Annotated in this window: 24 protein-coding genes and 1 pseudogene; 15 read left to right on the top strand and 10 right to left on the bottom strand. The window is 67.5% G+C overall.

Features of this window, described 5'->3' with window-relative positions; translation table 11 throughout:
* Positions 1-10: 10 nt before the first annotated feature.
* The gene (locus OG225_RS09795; RefSeq protein WP_405181372.1) at positions 11-679 is read right to left on the bottom strand and encodes an O-methyltransferase; all 669 of its coding nucleotides are present in this window, start codon (positions 677-679) and stop codon (positions 11-13) included.
* Between the two features lie 524 nt (positions 680-1,203).
* Here OG225_RS09795 and OG225_RS09790 point away from each other — a divergent pair.
* Positions 1,204-1,587 carry a DoxX family protein gene (locus tag OG225_RS09790; RefSeq protein WP_405181371.1) on the top strand — a complete coding sequence of 128 codons (384 nt, stop codon included), beginning with the start codon at positions 1,204-1,206 and terminating at the stop codon, positions 1,585-1,587.
* 172 nt (positions 1,588-1,759) lie between these two features.
* Complete coding sequence (locus OG225_RS09785) at positions 1,760-2,599, top strand: SGNH/GDSL hydrolase family protein (protein ID WP_405181370.1); 840 nt, start codon at positions 1,760-1,762, stop codon at positions 2,597-2,599.
* A gap of 2 nt (positions 2,600-2,601) precedes the next feature.
* Here OG225_RS09785 and OG225_RS09780 read toward each other — a convergent pair whose 3' ends face one another.
* Positions 2,602-3,372, bottom strand: a complete 771-nt coding sequence (locus OG225_RS09780) for an ESX secretion-associated protein EspG (RefSeq protein WP_405181369.1) — start codon at positions 3,370-3,372, stop codon at positions 2,602-2,604.
* Positions 3,369-3,518 carry a hypothetical protein gene (locus OG225_RS09775; protein WP_405181368.1) on the bottom strand — a complete coding sequence of 50 codons (150 nt, stop codon included), beginning with the start codon at positions 3,516-3,518 and terminating at the stop codon, positions 3,369-3,371. Before OG225_RS09775 ends, OG225_RS09780 begins: the two co-directional genes overlap by 4 nt.
* 52 nt (positions 3,519-3,570) lie before the next feature.
* Between OG225_RS09775 and OG225_RS09770 the strand changes: the two genes are divergently transcribed.
* Both OG225_RS09770 and OG225_RS09765 read left to right on the top strand, forming a co-directional pair.
* Positions 3,571-3,732 (top strand): hypothetical protein, encoded by a 162-nt coding sequence (locus OG225_RS09770; protein WP_405181367.1) that lies wholly within the window; start codon positions 3,571-3,573, stop codon positions 3,730-3,732.
* 353 nt (positions 3,733-4,085) lie between these two features.
* On the top strand, positions 4,086-4,631 hold the full coding sequence (locus OG225_RS09765) for a hypothetical protein (protein WP_405181366.1): 546 nt from the start codon (positions 4,086-4,088) through the stop codon (positions 4,629-4,631).
* A 48-nt stretch (positions 4,632-4,679) separates the two neighbouring features.
* On the opposite strand, the gene OG225_RS09760 is transcribed toward OG225_RS09765, so the two are convergent.
* On the bottom strand, positions 4,680-5,054 hold the full coding sequence (locus OG225_RS09760) for a hypothetical protein (protein ID WP_405181365.1): 375 nt from the start codon (positions 5,052-5,054) through the stop codon (positions 4,680-4,682).
* Between the two features lie 16 nt (positions 5,055-5,070).
* Positions 5,071-5,610 (bottom strand): DUF3558 domain-containing protein, encoded by a 540-nt coding sequence (locus tag OG225_RS09755; protein ID WP_405181364.1) that lies wholly within the window; start codon positions 5,608-5,610, stop codon positions 5,071-5,073.
* 134 nt (positions 5,611-5,744) lie between these two features.
* Here OG225_RS09755 and OG225_RS09750 point away from each other — a divergent pair, with 134 nt between their 5' ends.
* Positions 5,745-6,887, top strand: coding sequence for a N(5)-(carboxyethyl)ornithine synthase (locus OG225_RS09750; RefSeq protein WP_405181363.1), 1,143 nt, complete (start codon positions 5,745-5,747; stop codon positions 6,885-6,887).
* A 44-nt stretch (positions 6,888-6,931) separates the two neighbouring features.
* Here the strand turns inward: OG225_RS09750 and OG225_RS09745 are convergent, their stop codons facing one another.
* The 5 genes from OG225_RS09745 to OG225_RS09725 form a co-directional block, all read right to left on the bottom strand.
* A complete protein-coding gene (locus OG225_RS09745) occupies positions 6,932-8,653 on the bottom strand; it encodes an urease subunit alpha (RefSeq protein ID WP_405181362.1) in 1,722 nt (573 codons plus the stop codon).
* 81 nt (positions 8,654-8,734) lie between these two features.
* Positions 8,735-9,046, bottom strand: coding sequence for an urease subunit beta (locus OG225_RS09740; RefSeq protein ID WP_216906731.1), 312 nt, complete (start codon positions 9,044-9,046; stop codon positions 8,735-8,737).
* A gap of 8 nt (positions 9,047-9,054) precedes the next feature.
* The gene (locus tag OG225_RS09735) at positions 9,055-9,357 is read right to left on the bottom strand and encodes an urease subunit gamma (RefSeq protein WP_328400170.1); all 303 of its coding nucleotides are present in this window, start codon (positions 9,355-9,357) and stop codon (positions 9,055-9,057) included.
* 77 nt (positions 9,358-9,434) lie between these two features.
* On the bottom strand, positions 9,435-9,824 hold the full coding sequence (locus OG225_RS09730) for a PaaI family thioesterase (RefSeq protein WP_232839646.1): 390 nt from the start codon (positions 9,822-9,824) through the stop codon (positions 9,435-9,437).
* A 240-nt stretch (positions 9,825-10,064) separates the two neighbouring features.
* Entirely contained in the window at positions 10,065-10,775 is a 711-nt protein-coding gene (locus OG225_RS09725; protein ID WP_216906726.1) for a hypothetical protein, read from the bottom strand.
* Positions 10,776-10,884: 109 nt separating this feature from the next.
* Here OG225_RS09725 and OG225_RS09720 point away from each other — a divergent pair, with 109 nt between their 5' ends.
* From OG225_RS09720 to OG225_RS09675, 10 genes and pseudogenes are all read left to right on the top strand, one after another.
* A complete protein-coding gene (locus OG225_RS09720; RefSeq protein WP_405181361.1) occupies positions 10,885-11,931 on the top strand; it encodes a FecCD family ABC transporter permease in 1,047 nt (348 codons plus the stop codon).
* 49 nt (positions 11,932-11,980) lie between these two features.
* The gene (locus tag OG225_RS09715; RefSeq protein WP_405181360.1) at positions 11,981-13,081 is read left to right on the top strand and encodes a FecCD family ABC transporter permease; all 1,101 of its coding nucleotides are present in this window, start codon (positions 11,981-11,983) and stop codon (positions 13,079-13,081) included.
* Positions 13,078-13,911 (top strand): ABC transporter ATP-binding protein, encoded by an 834-nt coding sequence (locus OG225_RS09710; RefSeq protein WP_405181359.1) that lies wholly within the window; start codon positions 13,078-13,080, stop codon positions 13,909-13,911. Before OG225_RS09715 ends, OG225_RS09710 begins: the two co-directional genes overlap by 4 nt.
* A 98-nt stretch (positions 13,912-14,009) precedes the next feature.
* Positions 14,010-14,387: a BlaI/MecI/CopY family transcriptional regulator gene (locus OG225_RS09705; protein ID WP_109524300.1), complete on the top strand. Its 378-nt coding sequence runs from the start codon at positions 14,010-14,012 to the stop codon at positions 14,385-14,387.
* 65 nt (positions 14,388-14,452) lie between these two features.
* On the top strand, positions 14,453-15,391 hold the full coding sequence (locus OG225_RS09700) for a M56 family metallopeptidase (RefSeq protein ID WP_405181358.1): 939 nt from the start codon (positions 14,453-14,455) through the stop codon (positions 15,389-15,391).
* A gap of 167 nt (positions 15,392-15,558) precedes the next feature.
* Positions 15,559-16,995: pseudogene (locus OG225_RS09695) on the top strand (DEAD/DEAH box helicase); the annotation flags it as partial.
* Positions 16,996-17,419: 424 nt separating this feature from the next.
* Complete coding sequence (locus OG225_RS09690; protein WP_405181357.1) at positions 17,420-18,265, top strand: DMT family transporter; 846 nt, start codon at positions 17,420-17,422, stop codon at positions 18,263-18,265.
* A gap of 83 nt (positions 18,266-18,348) precedes the next feature.
* Positions 18,349-19,785, top strand: a complete 1,437-nt coding sequence (locus tag OG225_RS09685; RefSeq protein WP_405181356.1) for a GuaB1 family IMP dehydrogenase-related protein — start codon at positions 18,349-18,351, stop codon at positions 19,783-19,785.
* A gap of 283 nt (positions 19,786-20,068) precedes the next feature.
* The gene (locus tag OG225_RS09680) at positions 20,069-21,526 is read left to right on the top strand and encodes a hemolysin family protein (RefSeq protein WP_405181355.1); all 1,458 of its coding nucleotides are present in this window, start codon (positions 20,069-20,071) and stop codon (positions 21,524-21,526) included.
* On the top strand, positions 21,519-22,583 hold the full coding sequence (locus tag OG225_RS09675) for a hemolysin family protein (protein WP_405181354.1): 1,065 nt from the start codon (positions 21,519-21,521) through the stop codon (positions 22,581-22,583). The genes OG225_RS09680 and OG225_RS09675 overlap by 8 nt, the downstream gene beginning before the upstream one ends.
* Positions 22,584-22,605: the final 22 nt, after the last annotated feature.

Below are 22,605 nucleotides of genomic sequence, written 5' to 3'. Positions count from 1 at the left end.
CGGTGAATCGCTACTCGTCGCCGACCACGGCGTAGGCGAAGCCGTCCCATCCCTTCGACCCCACGGTCTGCACGACCGTCGCGTCCAATCGCGGTTCCGCAGCGAGGTATTCGACCAGTTCGCGGCTCGCGCGGACCGCCGGGTCGGCCGACTCGGCTTCCGCCAGCTTGCCGCCGCGCACCACGTTGTCGACGATGATCACCGAACCCGGACGCGTCAACCGCAGCGCCCAGCGCACGTAGTTCGCGTTGTTCACCTTGTCGGCATCGATGAAGACCAGGTCGAACGGTTCCGGCTTCTCCTCCGCCAGAACGGGGAGGTTGTCCAGCGCCGCGCCGACCCGGATATCGACCCGGTCACCGACACCCGCCTTCTCCAGATTCTCCCGCGCGACCTCCGCGTGCAGCGACTCGTACTCGAAGGTGACCACCCGGCCCGACTCCCCCACCGCCCTGGCCAGCCAGATGGTGCTGAATCCGCCGAGTGTGCCGATTTCGAGCACCCGTCGCGCTCCCGTCGACCGCGCGAGCAGATGCAAGAACTTGCCCTGCGCCGCCGAGACATCGATCGCGGGCAGTCCGGCTTCGGCGTTCGCCACCAGGACCGCCTCGGTGTCCGGATCCCGCACCACGCTGTTCACGATGTAGCCGTCTACGTCCGCCCAGTCAGGTGTTGTCATATTCGCAGTCTGCCACCGCGGCGGGCGTCGGCGTTGCGACAGAATCAGTGGGCGCGCAACCATGGCGGACTGTCGCGTGTCCCGTTCGGGTCGGGCTCCCGGGTGGTGCGATTCGCAGGTGTCGAGAAGCTTGCACGGCTCGGGGGTGACGTCCTCTGCCGGTTGGTCATACGTGACGTCGTAGGTCGGCAGGGTGAACTTTCTCACGTGCACACATGTTTCAATGCGCATATCTACATAGGGCGATGTTGAGGTATCGGTAGCTCAGACCTGTCCGACAACAGTTCGGGTTAGCGCACGTCGACGCCGACCGTGAGCGTGAGCACGACATTCTCGCGCCACCGTTCGATCCAGATACAGCCGACCCGCCTTGGCCTTCTTCCGCCAAGTACTGCCATCTGCTCTTGTCGTCACTCACTGCCACGAGCAACCCGTGAGCGTGAGACCAGACTCCCCTATCCAGGCCGTCACAGATTTCGTGTCGCCGGTGTCTTGTGCTCGAACCCCTTCGTCAGGAGAAACACATGAACATCGCCCTGTGGATTTGCACCGGACTGCTGGCCGCGGTCGCCCTGGTCGGCGGCATCACCAAAACCTTCGTGCCGAAGGAGAAGTTGGCCGCGACGCCGGGCGGGGCCTGGACCGGCGAGGCCACCGCCGGATTCGTGAAGACGCTGGGAGTCCTCGAAATCCTGGCCGCGGCAGGGTTGATCCTGCCCGCCGTGCTCGACATCGCACCGGTGATGGTGCCGGTGACGGCCGCGTGCTGGACGGCCTTGATGATCGGCGCGATCATCACCCACCTCCGCCACGGCGAATACGCGGTGATCGTGCTCAATCTGATCTACCTCGCACTGGCGGTTTTCGTGCTGTGGGGCCGCACGGTCGCCGAGCCCTTCGGCGGCTGAGGATCTCGGCCCCGCAACAGTCCCGCGCGCTCGGCCCATGACACGACCGAACCCCACGATCCGGCCGAGCGAGTCCACCGAACCCCCTCCCCCGAGCGCCCCGCGGCGGTAGCGTACGAATAAGAGGAACTATTTGGTTTCACTTTCAACGACGACTCACGGAGCACGACCCATGAAGACGAACCGCAGGCGCATCGGCACACTCACCGCGGGCTTGCTGATGCTGGTCGCCGCGCTCGCGACCCCCGCCGCCTCCGCCGACAACGGCGGCGCCGAATACGTCGCCCTCGGTGACTCGGGCGCGGCGACCACCGGCGTGCAGCATTTCGATACCGGCGCACCCCTGCAATGCGCGCAGTCCACGGTGAACACGCCGAAACTGGTGGCCGCGGACCTCGGACTCCGCGTCGACGACCGCAGTTGCAGTTCCGCCAAGATCAAGGACCTCACCGGTTACCAAGCGGCGGGCATCGCACCGCAATTCGACGCGCTCGGCCCAGCGACCCGCCTGGTGACCGTCCATATCGGCGCCAACGACACCGAGATGACCAGGTATGTGCTCGGCTGCCACCTCGCGGGCATACGCGGAGGCAGCTGCGCCGACCCGTCGTGGGATCCGTCCATCGACGCCATCGCGCCCGCGTACTCCGCCGCACTGCGACGCATCACCGAACTCGCGCCGAACGCGAGAATTTTCGTCGACGGCTGGCCCCTCTATGTTCGCGACGGTGGATGCCCGGAACTCGTCGGTCTGCGCCCCTCCGACGCCTCGACCATCCAGCGCGCGTTCGATCGGTTGAACACCGTCGTCGCCCGCGCCGCCGCCGAACAGGGCGCGACCTACATCGATACCAAGCCCGCCTCGCTCGGGCACGATATGTGCGCCCCGGTCGGCGTGCGTTGGTTCGACCCGGTCGTCGCCAGCGAGACGCTGACGCCCTATCACCCGACGGTGCAGGGTATGCGCGGTGTCGCGGACGTCGTCACCGCCGCCATCCGCGCGGCGTCCTAGCGTCAGCGGTAGCTGGGGTCGTGCTCTTCACGGTGACTCGTCACCGTGAAGCGGACGACACGCTCCAGATCGATCTGCAATCCCATCCGGTCGACCGGCACCGCTTGCAAGGTGGCGCCGTTGCGGACCAGATAACGCCCGTCCGGATAGTCCATCACGTGGAATCCGCGCGACGGCGCGGGCCGGTTGTCCCACGCGGGCCCCGCATAGGCCGCGACGTGTACGACCAGGTCACGCGGGCGTTCGAAGAATCGCTTCGCTCGCACGAGCGAGGATCGTGCGGCACCGTCGTGGTCGAGCCGGTACACGCCGCCGTCCTCGGCCTCGAGATCGAAGCGGGAGATCTCCAGTCCGGGACCGCGCCCGCGCGGCGCGTTCGGCAACAACGTCACGATGCGGTGCGACAGTCGGCGGGCATCGAATATCGTCATCCGCACGGTGCCGCCTCGATACGGCGACCCGGTCGGTTCCTGCTCCAGCAGCACCGCGTGCTGGTAGTGCAGCGCCGCGTGCACCCGCAGCCGGTCACCGTTCACCGCACCCGCGACCTCGACCCTGGCCTCCGGCTCGGCCAGCACCCGCAGTGCTCCGTACAGTTCCTCGTCGAGAATTCGGTGCAGACCGTTGGCTTCCGTTTTCCAGGCCTCGTCATGCTCCGCGACCGTCTCGAAAGTCGAGCGATATTGCAGCGGATAGGGCAGAACATCCCTGTCCGCGGCACGCCACAATACTTTGAAGGCCAACGGGGAGAAGACCCATTCCCGTGGTCTCATTCGCCGATCACCGGCGGCACCGTTCTCGCGCGGCTCGCCTCATCCAATCCCGTCAGTTCCTCACCGTTCTGCTGATTGACCAAATAATCCTTCGCCCGGCGCTCTTTGTCATCCTCGCCCTTACCGCGCGGCGACATACCGCCCATCCCCGGCGTCCCCGTCGTTCCCGAACGACCGGTGGCGGAGCGCCCACCATTGTTGGCCGAAGACGCGGTCCCCGCTACCCCCGGAGTGCCGGAAGCACCGCGTCCCGGCGCGGCGGTGTTCGGTGAGCCCGACCCGGCCGGTGTGCCCGAGATTCCCGGACCCGGCGACGCCGAATTCCCGCGTGACCCGTCGCCCGTTCGCGTCGGATTCTGATCCGTGGACGACGCGGGCGCGGCCGATGCCGGATCAGTGGACGCCGGGGTGGTCCCGGACGGATCCGTCGCCGTCCGGTCCCCGGCGGTCTGCTGTTCTCCGTTCGCGGGCACAGAGGAATTCGGAGTGCCCTCTCCAGTATTCGCGCCATCGGCCGGAGTGTTCTCGGCCGCTCGTCCTCCGGTACCCCGGGACGGCTGCCGTACGGGCTGCTCGCTCGTCGGGCGCGACGAGATCGGCTGGTCGGGCGACTCGTGGATCGGGTTGTACGGTTTCGGAACCAGGGGGACCTGGGTATCGGCCTCGCGGACGGCGGGATAGAAGACGTTCCGTACGACGTTCACATTGGCGTCATGGAACTGTTCCGAACGATGCTGGTTCAGTTTCCACGTCGGCCCAGGAACCCAGCTCGCGACGTTGCTACTCCACGTCGTGTCCGGAGCCTGTTGAACCGCGGCCTTCGTGATATCCACGGCGGATCGGACGAGCTTGACCTTCTCCGAGACCAACTGAACCGAACCAACGAGATCAGCCGACCTGTCGACATACTTGGTGATCCCCTCAGCGGCTTTATCGCCCGTCGAACCCTGCCACTTTTCCGCGACCGCCGCCAGAATCTCGTTCTTGAACGTCGGAAGGCTCGAATCGAGCTTGTTCCGGATGTTTTCCCAGCGATCGAGGAGCGCCGCGAGTTGCTCGGGTCTCATTTCCTGGACGCGATCGTACAGATCTCCCAGACCGTCCGGATCACGGTAGGCGCTCTCGGGAACCTTGGGCCCTTGATACTCGACTCCGTCGGCGGTCTGCATGACTTCTCGAATCCGGTTGCGCGCCTGAGTCGCTTCCACACTCTCGTCTCTGAAAACATCGGGCGGACCCGACTTTCCCTCTTCGAGTAGCACCGCGGCAATCGCCACCATGAACGGCAAGCCCATCTGTCCCCCCGATCAGTTCAGCAACTTGTCTTGGCCTGCTGCGGCCGCCTGCTGCTGCGCCTCGTATCGCTCGACCGAAATCTGGATCGTATCGCGAATCAGACCGAGCACCTCGATATGCTCGATCAACGCGGTATGCACATCGCCATCACCACTGATCGCCTTCTGCCCGAACATCTTCGCCAGTTCGTCGGAACAGTCGAATCTTCCGAATCCGCTGACGGTACTCATGATCTGTAGATCTTTGAGCAGATCCTCGTATATCCCGATCTGCTCGTTGCATGCGTCGCGACAACTCTTGGCCACCGACTCGTCGAGATACAGGCGGCCTTCCTTGGCCTCCCCCGACAGATACCGCCACAGTGGGACTTCGTCTTCGACCGCCATCAGAAAATCCTCCCGATCAGCCCGGGAACACCGGCAGCAGCGTCGCTGCGGCAGCGTCGGCGCGGACACATGGATCGACCTTGTTCTTGGATGAGACACGATTGGAGACCATGACGCTCACCGTGCCTTGCTCTACCGGGAACACGAGATCGCAGATGTAGCCGCCTTTATCGGATGACCGGTGGTATCGGACCCCGCTTCGTTCACCGACCCTTATGTCCGCGAAGTCGACATTCCCGCTCTTACTCGTGAATTCATCGACATCGATTCCCGTGGAGAAGACCGCGAGATTGAAATCGGAGTTGTCCCAGGAACATATCTTCCAACCCGGCTCTTCCACACCCGCGGCGCCCGATTCCTTCGATGACGGATCCACACCGACCTTCAGCAACACCGAGTCCGGGATCGCGGTGCACGGATCCCACAGTGCGGCAGTACCGGCCGACGTATCGGTCGATGTGCTCGGCGTCGCCTTTCCCGCACTGTCCGTACCGCACCCGGCGACCAGCAACATCCCGCCCAGTACCGCCATCGCTGCCGTCGTCCGTCGTCCCATCGATGCCTCCCGTCCGGGCCCAACAGTTGCCCCACAGTGTAGGACGCGACTCGGGGCCGACCCGTTCCCTCGGCCGGGTGACGATCGACCGCACTGCTGCTCGGGGGGCGGAACGGTGCGCGTAGGCTCGTTAGGTGAAGCAACTATCCGTCGGTGTCGTAGCAACATCCCGCAAGGACGACGAGCACCGGCTGGCGATCCACCCGGCGCACCTGGACCGGATCGACCCGGGGCTTCGCGAGCGCATCTACCTCGAGCACGGCTACGGCGATCGGTTCGATTATTCCGACGAGCGTCTCGCGCCGCTGGTCGCGGGGCATCGCACCCGCGAACAGCTGTTCGCCGAGTGCGACATCGTGCTGTTGCCCAAACCGCTGGCCGAAGACCTGGAGAACCTCCGCCCGGGGCAGGTGGTCTGGGGGTGGCCGCATTGCGTGCAGGACGAGCGGATGACGCAGCTGGCCGTCGACCGCGGTCTGACCCTGATCGCCTGGGAGGCGATGAATCACTGGACGAAGGAAGGTAATTTCAGCGTCCACGTCTTCCACAAGAACAACGAGCTCGCCGGGTATTGCTCGGTTCTGCACGCCCTCCAACTGCGGGGGTCCAGTGGAGACTACGGGCGGCGGATGCGCGCGGCGGTCATCAGTTTCGGCGCCACCGCCCGCGGCGCGGTGCGTGCGCTCTCGGCGCTCGGCATCAGTGACGTGACGGTTCTGACGCAACGCAGTGTCTCGGCGGTGGCCTCACCGTTCGCGTCGGTGCGGATGCAGCATTTCGTACGCGACCCGGCCAATCCGACTCGGATTCTGGCGTTGAAGGAACCGGAACCGGGGCCGCTGGCGGAGATGCTCGCGAACTACGACGTCGTCGTGAACTGCATCCTCCAGGACACCGAGGAGCCGTTGATGTTCGTGATGAACGAGGATCTGCACCTGTTTCCGCGCGGGACGTTGTTCATCGATGTCTCCTGTGACAGCGGCATGGGCTTCGAATGGGCGCGTCCGACCTCGTTCGCGGAACCGATGTTCGACGTCGGCGAGGGTCTGCACTACTACGGCGTCGATCACAGTCCGTCGTACCTGTGGAATTCCGCCACCTGGGAGAATTCCGAGGCGCTGCTGGAATTCCTGCCGATCGTCATGGCGGGCCCCGATGCCTGGGACGGCAACGAAACCGTGCGTCGCGCGATCGAGATCCGCGAGGGCCGGGTCCAGAACCTTCGGATCCTGTCATTCCAGGGCCGTGCGGCGGCGCACCCGTACGCGATCGTCTGACCGAGCGGTTCGGCGGCGCGGCCCGACGCCGCCGAACCGGTCGTTCAGAACAGGAAGTAGCGCTGTGCCATCGGCAGTTCGGTGGCGGGCTGTTCGGTCCAGACCTCACCGTCGATACGCACGGTGAAGGTGTCGGGGTCGACCTCGATGCTGGGCATGGCATCGTTGCGGGGCATATCCGTTTTGGTGACGGCGCGAACGTTCTTGACCGGCACCAGTTTCCGGCGCACGTCGAGACGGTCGGCGAGCCCGTCGGCGATCGCCTGTTCGGAGACGAAATGCAGCGAGGTCGCGGCGGCGGCGGCGGGCGCGGCGCCGAACATGGGGCGCGGCAGGACGGGTTGCGGGGTGGGGATGGAGGCGTTGGCGTCGCCCATCGCGGCCCAGGCGATCATGCCGCCCTTGAGCACCGCGTGCGGGCGGACGCCGAAGAAGGCCGGTTCCCACAGCACCAGGTCGGCGAGTTTGCCGACTTCGACGGAGCCGATCTCGTGATCGAGACCGTGCGCGACGGCCGGACAGATGGTGTATTTCGCGACGTAGCGCTGTGCCCGGGCGTTGTCGGCCGCACCGTCGCCCGGCAGCGCGCCACGACGACGTTTCATGACGTGCGCGGTCTGCCAGGTGCGCATGACGACCTCGCCGATTCGGCCCATGGCCTGGGAGTCGCTGCCGATCATGGAGATCGCGCCCAGATCGTGCAGCAGATCCTCGGCGGCGATGGTGGAGGGGCGGATTCGGCTCTCGGCGAAGGCCAGGTCCTCCGGGATGGACGCGCTGAGGTGGTGGCACACCATCAACATGTCAAGGTGTTCGTCGAGGGTGTTGACCGTGTGCGGGCGGGTCGGGTTGGTCGAACTCGGCAGGACGTTGAGATGTGAGGCGACGGTGATGATGTCGGGTGCGTGGCCGCCGCCCGCGCCTTCGGTGTGATAGGCGTGGATGCCGCGGTTCGCGATCGCGGCGAGGGTGTCCTCGACGAATCCGGCCTCGTTGAGGGTGTCCGAATGCAGGGCCACCTGCACGCCGGACGCCTCAGCCACGCGCAGGCAGGCGTCGATGGCGGCGGGGGTGGATCCCCAGTCCTCGTGCAGTTTGAAACCCGATGCGCCGGCGCGCAATTGCTCCCACATGGCTTCTTCGCTGACCGTGTTGCCCTTGCCGAGCAGCACGATGTTCAGCGGCCAGTGGTCGGTGGCCTCCAGCATGCGGGCCAGATGCCAGGCGCCGGGGGTCACGGTGGTCGCCTTGGAACCCTCGGCCGGGCCGGTGCCGCCGCCGATGAGGGTGGTGATGCCGCCGCCGAGTGCCTCGTCCATGAGTTGCGGGCAGATGAAGTGGACGTGGCAGTCGATCGCGCCAGCGGTGACGATGCGGCCGTTGCCAGCGATGATCTCGGTGGAGGGGCCGACGACCAGATCCGGGTGCACACCCGACATGGTATCGGGGTTGCCCGCCTTGCCGATGCCGCAGATGCGCCCGTCGCGAATTCCGAGGTCGGCCTTGATGATTCCCCAGTGATCGAGGATCACGACGCCGGTGATGACCGTGTCCGCCGCGCCGTCGGCACGGGTCGCGCGGGACTGGCCCATGGATTCGCGCAGGACCTTGCCACCACCGAAGACGGCTTCGTCACCGGCGAGTCCCGGTCCGCCGCTGCGATCTTCGGTGATCTCGATCAACAGATCGGTATCCGCCAGCCGGATCCGGTCTCCGGTAGTCGGCCCGAACAGCTCGGCGTACCGAGCCCGACTCAGCTCACTCATGCCCTGCCTTCCGAGATGCCGTGCCGCACAGAGACGACCGGAGTGGTTCCGTCGCGGCCACCGCCGTGGCGGGTACGCGCGCTAGGCATCGAGGCGGCCGGGCGGCGTAGGACCGATGCCGTGGACCTCACGCAGGCCGCCGAGGGGTACCAGGCGGATCCGCTGCGCCAGGCCGGGTTCGAATCGCACGGCGGTGCCCGCCGGGATATCGAGGCGAAGGCCGTGCGCGGCGTCGCGGTCGAAGGCCAGCGCGGCGTTGGCCTGCGGGAAATGCACGTGGCTGCCGACCTGCACCGGCCGGTCACCGGTGTTGACGACATCGAGTTCCACGCGAGGCGCGCCCGCGTTCAGCTCGATACTGCCCTCGGCGCAGAGGTATTCGCCCGGAATCATGCTCGCCCCTAGCCGATCGGATGGTGCACGGTGACGAGTTTGGTGCCGTCGGGGAAGGTCGCCTCGACCTGCACGTCGTGGATCATCTCGGGGACGCCTTCCATGACGTCCGCGCGGGCGAGCACCGTGCGGCCCGACGACATCAGTTCCGCGACCGAACGCCCGTCGCGCGCGCCCTCGAGTACATGATCGGTGATCAACGCGATCGCCTCGGGATGGTTCAGTTTGAGCCCGCGCGCCTGCCTGCGCCGTGCCAGCTCGGCCGCGTAGCTCAACAGCAGCCGTTCCTGCTCGTGCGGCGACAGTCGCATCCGGGCTCCTCACCGGTTCGGACGAAAGGGGTGGACGGTCATTTTGGCACGCCCGTTCCCAGGATGCGTACCGAGCGTCAGTCCGTCTTCGCCAGGTTCTGGAGTCGCACCTGGCCGCGTGCGACCACGCGCGACTGTTCATCGGTGATGACGACCTGCCAGAGTTGCTGGGTGCGTCCGCGATGCACGGGGGTGGCCTCGCCGTAGAGCGTGCCCTCGCGGACCGCGCGCAGGAAGTCGGTGTTGTTGTTCACCCCGACGACGGTGCCGCGCTCGCCGAACCACACCCCGCCCGCGATACTGGCCAAGGTCTCGATGACGGTGCAGTACACGCCGCCGTTCACGATCCCCGCGGGCTGGTGCAGATGCGGTTTCACGATCCACTCGCCGCGCACCTTGTCGGGGCCGATCTCGGTGTAGCGGAGTCCGACCACGTCGGCGAAACTGCCTTCGCTGGCCTTGGTCATGAACTCGGGCGTGACATCCGCGAGGGAGCTGATGCCCTGGTACTCCTGTTGCGTCATATATCCACCTTGGCATCCCCCGGCGAACCGCCCGCACACCGGGCTCGTCCGTGATAGGGCCTCCGGGAACAGAGCGGCGGGCCTCCACCGAAGTACAGGCCCGCCGCGGCAGTTGGATCGGGGGTCACCGCAGCCCTCGGGACTCTCGCTCGATCCTTACGCCGAACTCAGCATAGGTCAGGCTTACCTAACTAAGCAAGTGCCTCGCCGAATCGGTAGTCCCCGATCCTCCAGCGCGGTCATCAGCCCCTGTCCGCGCCGCGCGCCCGCCACCGAATCGGTGCGCGCCAGATCCGGCACGTAGGTCGCCGCGCCGACGATGGATTCGCCGACCAGCGACCAGAACCGACGGGCATTGAGACCCGAACACCGGGCGAGCCCGTGTTGGACCAGCGACAGCGACGCGACACAGCGATGCGCCAGCCACACCGACATCGCCTGCTCGCAGGGCAGTACGACGACTCCAGGCTCACCGGCCCTGCGGTCACCGTCGATCACCCGAATCGTCGTGTCCGACAGACCCGCCCAATCGATGCCCCCGTCGTTGTCGTTGTGCACCCACAGGTTCTCCAGTCCCGGGTCCCATGCCGCGCCCTCGGCGACCAACAGCGCCGCGACCCGACCGACGATCGCGTGGATCAGCGCGGTGGCGACCACGTCGGCCGCGGTGTCGGCGCTGATCATCTCGGCGGCGTGACGCCGGAACATCAGATCGATCCGGCCCTCCTGCAATCCGTCCGACAATTTCCACCACCGGCGCTTGCCCTGCTCCGCCATCGCCGCGACGGCATAGACACGGGGGTGCTCGGGCTGGAGAGCTCGCAGCCGATTACAGGAGTGCCCGAATACCTGCTGGGTACGGCGGGCAGTGCAGGCAGTCAAGGGCTCGATCATCGAACCTCCTCGGGGTCGGCCACATCATGGAGTCGTTTCAAAAGATAGGTTAGGCTTACCAGACCTAGCAACCCCGGGATCACCTTCGAGGCAGGATAAGTTTGTCGCCGTGACACCCATTGGCACCATGAGGCGGCGTCGCCTGATCGGACTCCTGGCACTCGCGGCGCTGCTGCTGCTCGCGACCGTGGCGAGCGTCGCCATCGGCACGCGACTGCTGCCGCCGTCGACCGCGTTCGACGCCGTGCGCGACGGATTGACCTGCTCCGGTGGACCTTTCCACTGCCCCGCGGGCTCGACCGAGGCGGAAATCGTCCGCGGCCTCCGACTCCCGCGCACCGCGCTCGCGCTGGTCTGCGGACTCGCACTCGGCATCACCGGCGCGCTGATCCAGGGCTACACCCGCAATCCGCTCTCCGACGCGGGTCTGCTCGGATTGAACTCCGGCGCCGCGTTTCTCGCGGCGTTGAGCATGCATCTGTTCGCGTTCACTGCCCCCGAGCAGTACATCTGGTTCGCCTTCGCCGGGGCGCTGATCGCGGGCGTCGTGGTGTTCTCCGCGGCCTCCATCGGCGGCGGCAAGGCCAGTCCGCTGAGTCTGGTGCTGGCGGGCGCCGCGGTGGCCGCGTTCCTCCAAGCCATGACCAACGCGGTGGTGCTCATGGACGCGACAGCCCTCGACACCTTCCGCTTCTGGGTGGTCGGCAGCGTCGCGGGCCGCGATGCCGAGGTGTTCTGGCAGGTACTGCCGTTCCTCGTGGTCGGGGTTCTGCTCGCCGTCGCGGCGGGGCCCGGTCTGAACCTGCTCAGCCTCGGCGACGACGTGGCACGCGGACTCGGGGTCGACATCGGCCGCAGCCGTGCCCTCGGACTGGCCGCGATCGTCCTGCTGTGTGGCGCCGCGACGGCCGCGATCGGTCCGATCGCCTTTCTGGGCCTGGTGGTACCGCATCTGGCACGTGGAATCAGCGGACCCGACTATCGATGGCTGATTCCGTACTCGGGTCTGTTCGGCGCGCTTCTGTTGTTGAGCGCCGATATCGTCGGACGTGTCGTCGCACGGCCGGGCGAACTCGAGGTCGGCATCATGCTCGCGGTGGTGGGCGCTCCGTTCTTCATCGCCTTCGTCCGCCGCCGGAAGCTGGCGAGCCTGTGATCATGATCGAACTCACAGCGACCGCGCGGAGCGAGAGGGGGGTGCGTTCGTGACAACCACCGTAGGAACAGAGGCCGCGCCGTTGCGCAAGGCCAGACCGGCGCTGCGGATCGGACCGATATCGCTGGTGCTGCGCCCGACCATGGTCCTCATCACCGTCGCGCTCGCCGTACTGGTCTTCGTACTCTTCTGTGTCGACATCACCACGGGTGACTCGCATATCCCGTTCGGACGCGTACTCGACGTATTGTCCGGCGGCGGCACCCGCTCGCAACGCTTCATCATCCTCGAGTCGCGGATGCCGCGCGCCATGACCGCGGTGGTGGTCGGCGCCGCCCTCGGTCTGGCGGGCGCGATCACCCAGTCGATACTGCACAACCCGCTCGCCAGTCCCGACATGCTCGGTATCACCTCGGGCGCGAGCCTGGGCGCGGTCGCCATCATCGGCACCGGCGGAGTGTCGGGGTTCGCCGCGAGTGTCGGCGTATCGCTGGCCGCGCTGCTGGGCGGATTGCTCACGGCACTGGCGATCTACGTATTGGCGTGGGGACGTTCGGCTTCCGGTGAATCCGGTGCCACCGGACTGCGCCTGGTCCTGATCGGCATCGGCGTCAACGCGCTCCTCGTCGCCGGGATCAACTGGGTGATCACCCGGGCTTCGCTCACCGACGCGTCACGAGCGCAGATGTGGCTCAACGGTTCCCTGAACAGCGCCGACCGCGACGGTCTGATCCCGGCGGCCATCGCGCTCGTGGTCGTCCTCACGGTGGCGACGATGTCGGCGCGCACCCTGGCCGCACTGCGGCTCGGCCCGGAGACCACCCGGGTGCTCGGCGTGCGGATCCAGGCCCAGCAGGCCCTGCTGCTCGGCGCGTCCGTGGTCGCGGCCTCGACGGCCACCGCGGCGGCGGGTCCGATCGTGTTCGTCGCGCTGGCGGCGCCGCAGATCGCGCGCCGGGTGCTGCATACGCCCGGCGAACCGATGATCGGTTCGGCGCTGTTCGGCGCTCTTCTCGTGGTCGGTTCGGATATCGCCTCGCGCACGGTGTTCCCGGTGGATGTTCCGGTGGGTATCGTCACCGCCGCCGTCGGCGGTCCGTTCCTGCTCTACCTGCTCGTGCGTATGAATCGGAAGGCGACCCTGTCATGACCACCGCACCCGAATCGGACGCGTCCAGGCTCGTCGCCGACGACATCACCCTCGGCTACGGCGACCGCGTCATCATCGACGGGCTGACCCTGGAAATCGCCTCCGGCGTCGTCACCACCGTGATCGGACCGAACGGCTGCGGCAAATCGACCCTGCTGCGCTCGCTCGGCCGACTGCTCCGGCCCCGCGAGGGCCGGGTGGTACTCGACGGCAAGGCCATCTCCACGATGAAGACCAAGGACGTGGCACAGGTGATCGGCATGCTGCCGCAGACACCGGTCGCGCCGGAGGGTCTGACGGTCGCCGATCTGGTCGCGCGCGGCAGACATCCGCATCAGACCTGGTTCCGGCAGTGGTCCTCGGGCGACGAGACCGAGGTGATGACCGCGCTCGAGCAGACCGGGATCGCCGATCTCGCCGATCGCCCCCTCGACGAGCTCTCCGGCGGTCAGCGTCAGCGCGCCTGGATTTCGATGGCGCTGGCGCAGGGCACCGATATCCTGCTGCTCGACGAGCCGACGACCTACCTGGATCTCGCGCACTCGCTGGAAGTGCTGGATCTGGTCGATCAATTGCACGACGATATGGGCCGCACCGTCGTGATGGTGCTGCACGACCTGAATCTGGCGATCCGCTACAGCGACCGGTTGGTCGTCATGCACGCCGGACGGGTGGTCGCCCAGGGTGCGCCCTCGGAGATCATCGACGCCGAGCTGCTTCTCGAGGTCTTCGGATTGCGCGCGTCGGTGCTCGAGGATCCGGTCTCGGGTAGACCCATGATCGTTCCGATCGGAGCCAGGCATGTGCTGGAGTCGGGCCGTCCTTTCTGACCGTTCCTCCCCGAACTATGACCAATACCACACAGCTACCGGACAGTTACGACAAGGTGTAGTACGCAATTGCGTCGTTGGGTCCGTAAACTCAGGGGATGGCAGGTCTTGGTGAACTCGAGAAGGCGGTCATGGACCAGTTGTGGTCCAGCGACGAACCGCAGACGGTCCGGCAGGTACACGAGGCCTTGGCCGCACGTCGTGAGCTCGCCTACACCACGGTGATGACGGTGTTGCAGCGACTCGCGAAGAAGAATCTGGTGGTGCAGCGGCGTGACGATCGCGCGCACCGCTACGCACCCGTGCACACCCGCGACGAATTGGTGGCGAGTCTCATGGTCGACGCGTTGCAGCAGGCCGACGCGGCGGGCAGTCGTGCCGCCGCGCTGGTGCATTTCGTGGAACAGGTCGGCCCGGACGAGGCGGACGCGTTGCGCGAGGCACTCGCTAAGCTCGAAGCTACCGAAGGTTCCTGATACCGTCGGCGCGACGTTCACAACGCCGTGAACGTTCTGGCCCCACAACGCAGTGAGCTGAGTCGATGAACGCAACCGCGCCGGTTTTCGCCGGTCTCGCTTTGCTTCTCGCGGGGCCTGCTCCAGCGCTGCTCAGCCGAGCGAAGTGGCCGTACCGGACACCACGTGCGGCTCTGGTTCTGTGGCAGGCCATCGCGCTCGCCGCCGTGCTCAGCGCCTTCGGCTCCGGCCTGGCGATCGCGGCGGAACTTCTCGTCCCCGGCCCCGACGGCCGACCGACCACGTCACCGACGCGCGAGATCGACGCGCTCGGACTCCCCCTGTGGCTCGCCTATGTCTTCGTCTTCGCCCTCACCCTGCTGGTCGGCGCGCGGCTGATCTTCTCGGTCGTCCGGGTCGGCGTCCACACCCGCCGCAGACGCGCCCATCACCGCATGCTGGTCGACCTGCTGGATCAGAGCGGACCGTATCGCCGCGCGGCCGATATCCGCGTGCTGGCCGCAACCGAACCCATCGCCTACTGCCTGCCCGGCCTGCGCCAGCGCGTCGTCCTCAGCGAGGGCACGCTCACGAATCTCGACGACGCCGAAGTCACCGCGATCGTGAGCCACGAACGTTCCCATCTGCGAGCAAGGCACGATCTCGTGCTGGAGGCGTTCACCGCGGTGCACGAGGCGTTTCCCGTCGTCGTGCGTAGCCGGGCGGCGCTCGGCTCGGTGAAACTACTCATAGAACTGCTCGCCGACGATTCGGCGGTCAAGGTCACCGGACCGGCGCCGCTGGCCCGTGCTCTGGTCGCCTGCGCCAAGTCGACCGCACCGCAGGGCGCGCTCGCGGCGGGCGGTCCGACCACCCTCATCCGCATCCAGCGACTCGGGGGCCGAATCGGCGATCTGCGCATCGCCGCGGCCGCGTATCTGGGGTCGGTGGCCATCCTGGTGGTTCCCACTCAGGCTGTCGCGGTACCCTGGTTGGTCGAACTCAGTCGGCTTTTCCACGGCTGACTTCGCGGCCGGGTCGTCCGGCCGAACATTTTCGCGACACGAGTGCCCACAGTGGCGCACCGTGCGGTGGGCACGGCGTCCACCACTCCGGACCCAGCGCCGACTATCGCGCTGCTCACGAAAGGCACCCGTTGACCTCCTCTCCCCCTGCCGCCTCGGCATCCGCCGTGACCTTCGCGGACTTGGGCCTCCCCGCCGTGCTCGTGCAGGCACTGCACCGCAGCGGCATCGAGGCCCCGTTCCCGATCCAGGCCGCGACCGTGCCCGATGCGCTCGCGGGCAAGGACGTCCTCGGACGCGGTCCGACCGGCTCCGGCAAGACCCTGGCTTTCGGGCTCCCGATGCTGACCACGCTGGCGGGCGGATCCAGCGCCCCGCGTCGTCCGCGCGGCCTGGTCCTGGTGCCGACACGTGAACTCGCCGCCCAGATCGAGAAGGCGCTGGACGAACCGGCGCTCGCACTCGGGCTACGGGTGGCCTCCGTCGTCGGCGGCGCGCCGATCAAACGCCAGGCCGACCGCCTCGCGCGCGGCGTCGATCTGTTGATCGCGACCCCGGGCCGACTGGAGGATCTGATCGCCCAGCGGTGCGCGGATCTGTCGGACGTGCGGATCACGGCACTCGACGAAGCCGACCACATGGCCGACATGGGCTTCCTGCCCCAGGTCACCAAACTGCTCGACCGGACGCCCAAAGACGGTCAGCGCCTGCTGTTCTCGGCCACGCTCGACGGCGAGGTCGACAAACTGGTCAAGCGCTACCTGCGTTCGCCGGTCACCCATTCCACCGCGCCGGCGTCGGCGTCGGTGTCGACCATGTCGCACCACCTGCTGTACGTGCGCGACAAATTCGACAAGCGCGCCGTCGTCGCGGAGATCGCCGCGCGCGAGGGCCTGACGATCATGTTCGTCCGCACCAAACACGGCGCGGACCGGTTGGCCAAGCAGTTGCGCGGTGTCGGAATCGCCACGGGCGCACTGCACGGCGGCAAGGCCCAGAACAACCGCACCAGGACCCTGGCCGCCTTCGCCGACGGCAGCACCCCCGTGCTCGTCACCACCGATGTGGCCGCGCGCGGCATCCACGTCGACGGTATCTCGCTGGTCGTGCATGTCGATCCGCCCGCCGAATCGAAGGCGTACCTGCATCGCGCCGGCCGTACCGCCCGTGCCGGTGAGGACGGTGTCGTCGTCACGCTGGTCTCGGCCGAGGAGCGCGCCGAGGTCGAGAAGATGACCAGGAAGGCGGGCGTCGACATCGTCGGTGTCGACGTGAGACCGGGCGATCGGACACTGGCGCAGATCACCGGGGCGCGCACGCCCTCCGGTATCGCGCTGGTCGCGCCCGCTCCCCCGCAGCAGCCCGCCCGTCAGGGCGCCACCACCAAGCGGCGCTCGTCCGGAACCGGTCGGCGCGGCGGCTCCGCTGGCGCCGATATCGATGATCCGAGCGGCGGCTGGTCGCCCGAGGGCACACCGGACGCTTCCGGCCGTGGCGGGCGACGTCCGTCCTCGGGACGATCGGGCGCTCGCGGCGCGGGCGCGGCTTCGCGGCGCGGCGGCGACGGTTCGGCACGGACGGGCGGACGTGACTCCGGTTCGGCCCAGCGCTCGACCGGTCACGCCGACGCACGCGCCACCCGATCCAACGGTGTGCGCGGCGAGGGCGCGGCACCCTCGTCGAGTCGGGCCGCCGCCACGGCAACCGCCGGGCGGGGCTCGGGCGCGGCATCCGGACATACCGCGGGCGCGGCCCACACGGCCCGCCCGACCCGCTCCGACACGCCGGGCCAGGGACGCCGACGCGCCGGACGTCCGCAGGGGTCCGCCGCGCAGGGCAATCGACGGGCGAACTAACACGCGAGGAGAACCACCGGTGCGGCACCGACCTCGGTGTGCTCACGCCGTGGTCCGATGTCCGGATCGACCGCGTACCTGTGGGTGAGGATTCGCGGCGCGTCCGACGGGGACGACGCGCCGCGAGACGCCTTCTGCCAACGATCGCCGTCGACCGGGCACACTGAGCGGCGTGTCACATCATCCGCTCGGAGCCGTCGTCTGTGCGTTGGTCGCCGCCGCGCTGTTCGCGGTGGCGGCCGTGGCGCAGCAACGCGCGGCGGCCGCTGTTCCCGAAGGATCGAGCCTGATCCGGGCGCTGATGCGCAATCCGCGGTGGTGGGCCGCGATCGTCGGGGATGTGGGCGGATACGCGATGCAGGTCGTCGCGTTGGCGTTGGGCTCGGTCCTGTTGGTGCAGCCGTTGCTGGTCAGCATGCTCGTCTTCGCCCTGCCGCTGTCGGCCCGGTTGAACGGACGCCGGATCACCGGGCGCACCTGGGCCACCGCACTGGCGTTGACGGTGGCGCTCGCGGTCTTCCTGCTCGTCGGTGATCCGACCGAGGGCAATTCCACGGCACCGCTGCGTGATTGGAGTGTCACGCTGATCGTGGTGCTCTGCGCGATCGGCGGCGCCGTCGCGATCGGCACGGGAAGTTCCGATCCGGGGCGGCGCGCGATGCTCCTCGGGGCGGCGGGTGGAGCGCTGTTCGGTGTGGCCGCCGCGCTGACCACCGGTGTCACCGATCTCGCCGATGACGGCCTCGGTCCGATGCTGTCGAGTTGGCAGCTGTGGGCGCTGGTCGCGGCCGGGACCGCGGGCATCTACCTCCAGCAGCGCGCGTATCAGGTGGGACCGCTCGCGGCGTCCCTGCCCGCGGTCACCATCGCCGAACCGATGGTCGCCGCGCTCATCGGCGCGACGGTGCTCGATGAACGTCTCCGTACCAACACCTTCGGGCTCGTCGTCGTGGCCGTGTCGGTAGTCGTCATGTGCGCCACCACGATTCGGCTCTCCCGCGTGCAGGCCGAGGTTTGAACGCCACCCGGGTGTGATCTATCTCCCGAATCGAATGCTGAAGAATTGCACGTCGGCATCGGCGGCCGGTTAGTATCGTTCAAGTGCAGTTTCTCCCCGGGCATCAGCCGCCGTACGACCTGACCTACGACGACATCTTCCTGGTTCCGAATCGGACCGATGTCGCGTCCCGGTTCGATGTGGATCTGTCGACCACCGACGGGTCGGGCACCACCATCCCGATCGTCGTGGCCAATATGACGGCGGTCGCCGGTCGCAGGATGGCGGAGACCGTCGCCCGCCGTGGCGGCATCGTCGTACTTCCGCAGGATCTGCCGATCAGCGCCGCGTCGGACACCATCACCTTCGTGAAGAGCCGCTCGCTCACCGCCGACACCCCGGTCACACTCGATCCGGAACGTTCGGTGTCCGAGGCCGTCGCGCTCATGCACAAGCGCGCGCACGGCGCGGTGGTCGTCGTCGAGGCGGGTAAGCCGGTCGGCGTCGTCACCGAGAGTTCGTGCGCCGATGTGGACCGCTTCGCGCGGTTGCGCGATGTCGCCGTCACCGATTTCGTCCAGGCACCGGCGTCGCTCTCGCCGCGCGAGATCTTCGACCTGCTCGACGCCGCGCACGCCGACCTCGCGGTGCTCACCGGCGCGGACGGCACGCTGACCGGCGTCATGACCCGTACCGGGGCCATTCGCGCCGGGATCTACCAGCCCAATATCGATGAGCGTGAGCAGTTGCGGATCGCCGCCGCGGTCGGCATCAACGGCGATATCGCGGCCAAATCGAAATCCCTGGTCGACGCAGGCGCCGACCTGCTCGTCATCGATACCGCGCACGGTCACCAAGCCAAGATGCTCGAGGCGTTGCGGGCCGTCTCCGATCTGGGTCTCGGCGTACCGCTGGCGGCGGGCAACGTGGTGTCGGCGCGGGGCACCCGCGATCTGGCCGAGGCGGGCGCGACCATCATCAAGGTCGGCGTCGGCCCCGGCGCCATGTGCACCACCCGCATGATGACCGGCGTCGGCCGCCCGCAGTTCTCCGCGGTCGCCGAATGCGCGAGCGCGGCGAAGGAACTCGGCGTGAGCATCTGGGCCGACGGCGGCGTGCGCCATCCGCGCGACGTGGCCTTGGCCCTGGCCGCGGGCGCGGCCAACGTGATGATCGGCTCCTGGTTCGCGGGGACCTACGAATCACCGGGCGACCTGCGTGTCGACCGCGACGGCAACGCCTACAAGGAGAGTTTCGGGATGGCGTCCAAACGCGCCGTCGCCGCACGCACCGCGACCGACAGCGGCTTCGACCGCGCGCGCAAGGCGCTGTTCGAGGAGGGCATCTCCAGTTCCAGGATGCGGCTCGATCCCGAGCGCCCCGGTGTCGAAGATCTCATCGACCACATCTGCTCCGGAGTGCGCAGCGCCTGCACCTACGCGGGCGCGCGCAGCCTCGAGGAATTGCACGACAAGGCTGTGCTCGGCGTGCAGTCGGCGGCCGGTTTCGCGGAGGGACGCCCGCTGCCGAGCGGTTGGTAGAGCGACACGCGGCAGTGGACACACAACACCGGCCCACACGTCACGACGAGTGGGCCGGTAACATGGTGCCGGTAACATGATGATTGCCGGTCTCTCCGGCAACGGAACTCCCGCATGCCGAAAGGAACAAGTTGTCACCCGCGTCCGAGGGCGCCGCACAGGAGGGCTCCTCTACCGAGCCGGGTGACGAACCCGGCGCTCTCCTTCCCGCAGCAGTCCACGCAATCCCCCCTGTATCAGCCCCCAGCAGAGCGCTCTGTCCGCTCGACGAGCGGTGTTGATCGTGGCCGTCGTACTCACCGTTCTCAGCCTGCTCGGGTTCATCGCCCTCACCGCGGGCACCGCGCTGTTCGTCGCGGCCGAGTTCTCCCTCACCGCCCTGGAACGCAGCACCGTCGAGTCGCACGCCCGCGACGGGGACGCGCCGGCGCGCATGGTCCGCCGAGCGCATCGCACACTGTCGTTCCAATTGTCCGGCGCTCAGCTCGGCATCACGATCACCACGCTCATCACCGGCTTTATCGCCGAACCCGTGCTGGCCGAACTGCTGTCGCCGCTGCTGGGCGCGACCGGTATGAGCGAAGGGGCTCAGAACGGGATCTCACTCGCCCTGGCGTTGGTCCTGGCCACCTCGCTATCGATGATCTATGGCGAATTGGTGCCGAAGAACATCGCCATCGCCAAACCGCTCGCGACCGCGCGGATGACCGCCGGGCCGATGATCGCCTTCTCGACGGTGTTCAAGTGGATGATCCATTTTCTGAACAATTCCGCGAACTGGGTGGTGCGTCATCTCGGCGTCGAACCCGCCGAGGAATTGCGTTCGGCCCGTTCACCCCAGGAACTGGGTTCGCTGGTACGCACCTCCGCGCTGCGCGGCGCGCTCGACCAGCGCACCGCCCAGGTGATGGACCGTTCGCTGCAATTCGGTGAGCGCAGCGCCGAGGAACTGATGACGCCGCGCGTGAAAATCGAATCGCTGGACAAATCCGACACCATCGCCGACCTCATCGCCGCGGCGAGCCGCACCGGCTACTCGCGATTCCCGGTGATCGACGGCGATCTCGACAACACACTCGGGGTGGTGCACGTCAAGCAGGCGTTCACCCATCCGGCGAGCGAGCGTCGCAGCATCGCGTTGCAGACCCTGGCGCGTCCGGTGCCGATCGTGCCGGCCAGCCTCGACGGTGACGAAGTGCTCGAGCGGGTACGCGCCGACGGCATGCAGATCGCGCTCGTGGTCGACGAATACGGCGGTACCGCGGGTTTCGTCACCATGGAGGATCTGATCGAGGAGATCCTCGGTGACGTGCGCGACGAGCACGACGAGGAGGAACGCGACGTCCGGCGCGTCGGCGACGGCTGGGACTGTTCCGGACTGCTCCGCATCGATGAGGTCTCGCGGGCCACCGGATACGACGCACCGGAGGGCGAGTACGAAACCCTCGGCGGCCTGGTGCTGACCCGCCTGGGCCGCATCCCGGAAACCGGCGACGAGGTGGTGCTGCCGAATTCGCCCGCGCACAACCGGCATCCGTACGAAACCGACCACGGCGGCTGGATCGCCAGGGTGGAACGGATGGACGGCAGACGTATCGACCGGGTGCGCCTGATCCCGGTCACCGCGGACGTGTTGCGTGCGAGCAACGCGATCCCGGACGACGAGCGGTCCGACACGGCCGATATCGCGACACACACCATCCCCGACCACGTGAACGACACGGAGCACAGCAATGGGTGATCTGCTCGCCGTCCTGCTCACGGTCGTACTGCTCGCCAGTAACGCGTTCTTCGTCGCCGCCGAGTTCGCGTTGATCTCGGCACGCCGCGATCGCCTGGAAGCGCTCGCCGCACAGGGCAAACGCAATGCCGACACGGTCATCCGCGCGGGTGAGAACCTGTCGATGATGCTGGCGGCCGCTCAGCTCGGCATCACCATCTGCTCGATTCTGCTCGGCCGCGTCGGCGAACCGGCCGTCGCGCACCTGCTCGAAGTGCCGTTCGAGGTCGTCGGACTGCCCGATCAGCTCCTGCATCCGGTCTCCTTCGCGCTGGCGCTGACCATCGTGGTCATCCTGCACATCCTGTTCGGCGAGATGATCCCGAAGAACATCGCGCTCGCCGGGCCCGAACGCAGCGCGCTGCTGTTGGTTCCGGTCCACCTGATGTGGTTGCGGCTGGCCCGCCCGCTGATCGCCTTCTACAACCTGGCGGCGAATCTGAGTCTTCGACTGCTGCGCATCGAGCCCAAGGACGAGCTGGACGCGACCGTGTCCAGCGTGGAACTCGCCGAGATGATCGGCGAATCCCGGTCGGAGGGACTGCTCGACGAAGAGGAGCACCGCAGGCTCACCCAGGCCCTCGGCACCTCCGACCGCACCGTCGCCGATGTGATGGTTCCGCTCGGCTCCACGCGATCGGTGCCGCTGCGCGGCGGTGGGACCACGCTCGGGGATATCGAGTCGGCGGTGGGCGAGACCGGCTTCTCCCGCTTCCCGGTGCAGACCACCGACGGCTCGCTCGTCGGCTACCTCCATGTCAAGGATGTGCTGGACAAGGTCGCCGACGAGAGCGCGGGCCCGAGCACCCCCATCCCGCGCACCGATATTCGTCCGCTGCCGACCGTCAGCACCGGCACCACCCTCTACGAGGCGCTGGCCAGGCTGCGCCGTACCAACAGCCATCTGGGACGGGTGGTCGACAGCCGGGGCAATACCGTCGGCATCGTCGCGCTGGAGGATCTGGTGGAGGAGTTCGTCGGCACCGTGCGGGACGTGACGCACCGGGGCGCGGAATGATTCCGGATCCGGGCCTCGCGTC

Origin of the sequence: Nocardia sp. NBC_01377 (assembly GCF_045040005.1) — a bacterium.
Lineage (GTDB): Bacteria > Actinomycetota > Actinomycetes > Mycobacteriales > Mycobacteriaceae > Nocardia > Nocardia noduli.
This window is presented reverse-complemented; position numbering and strand designations above follow the sequence as displayed.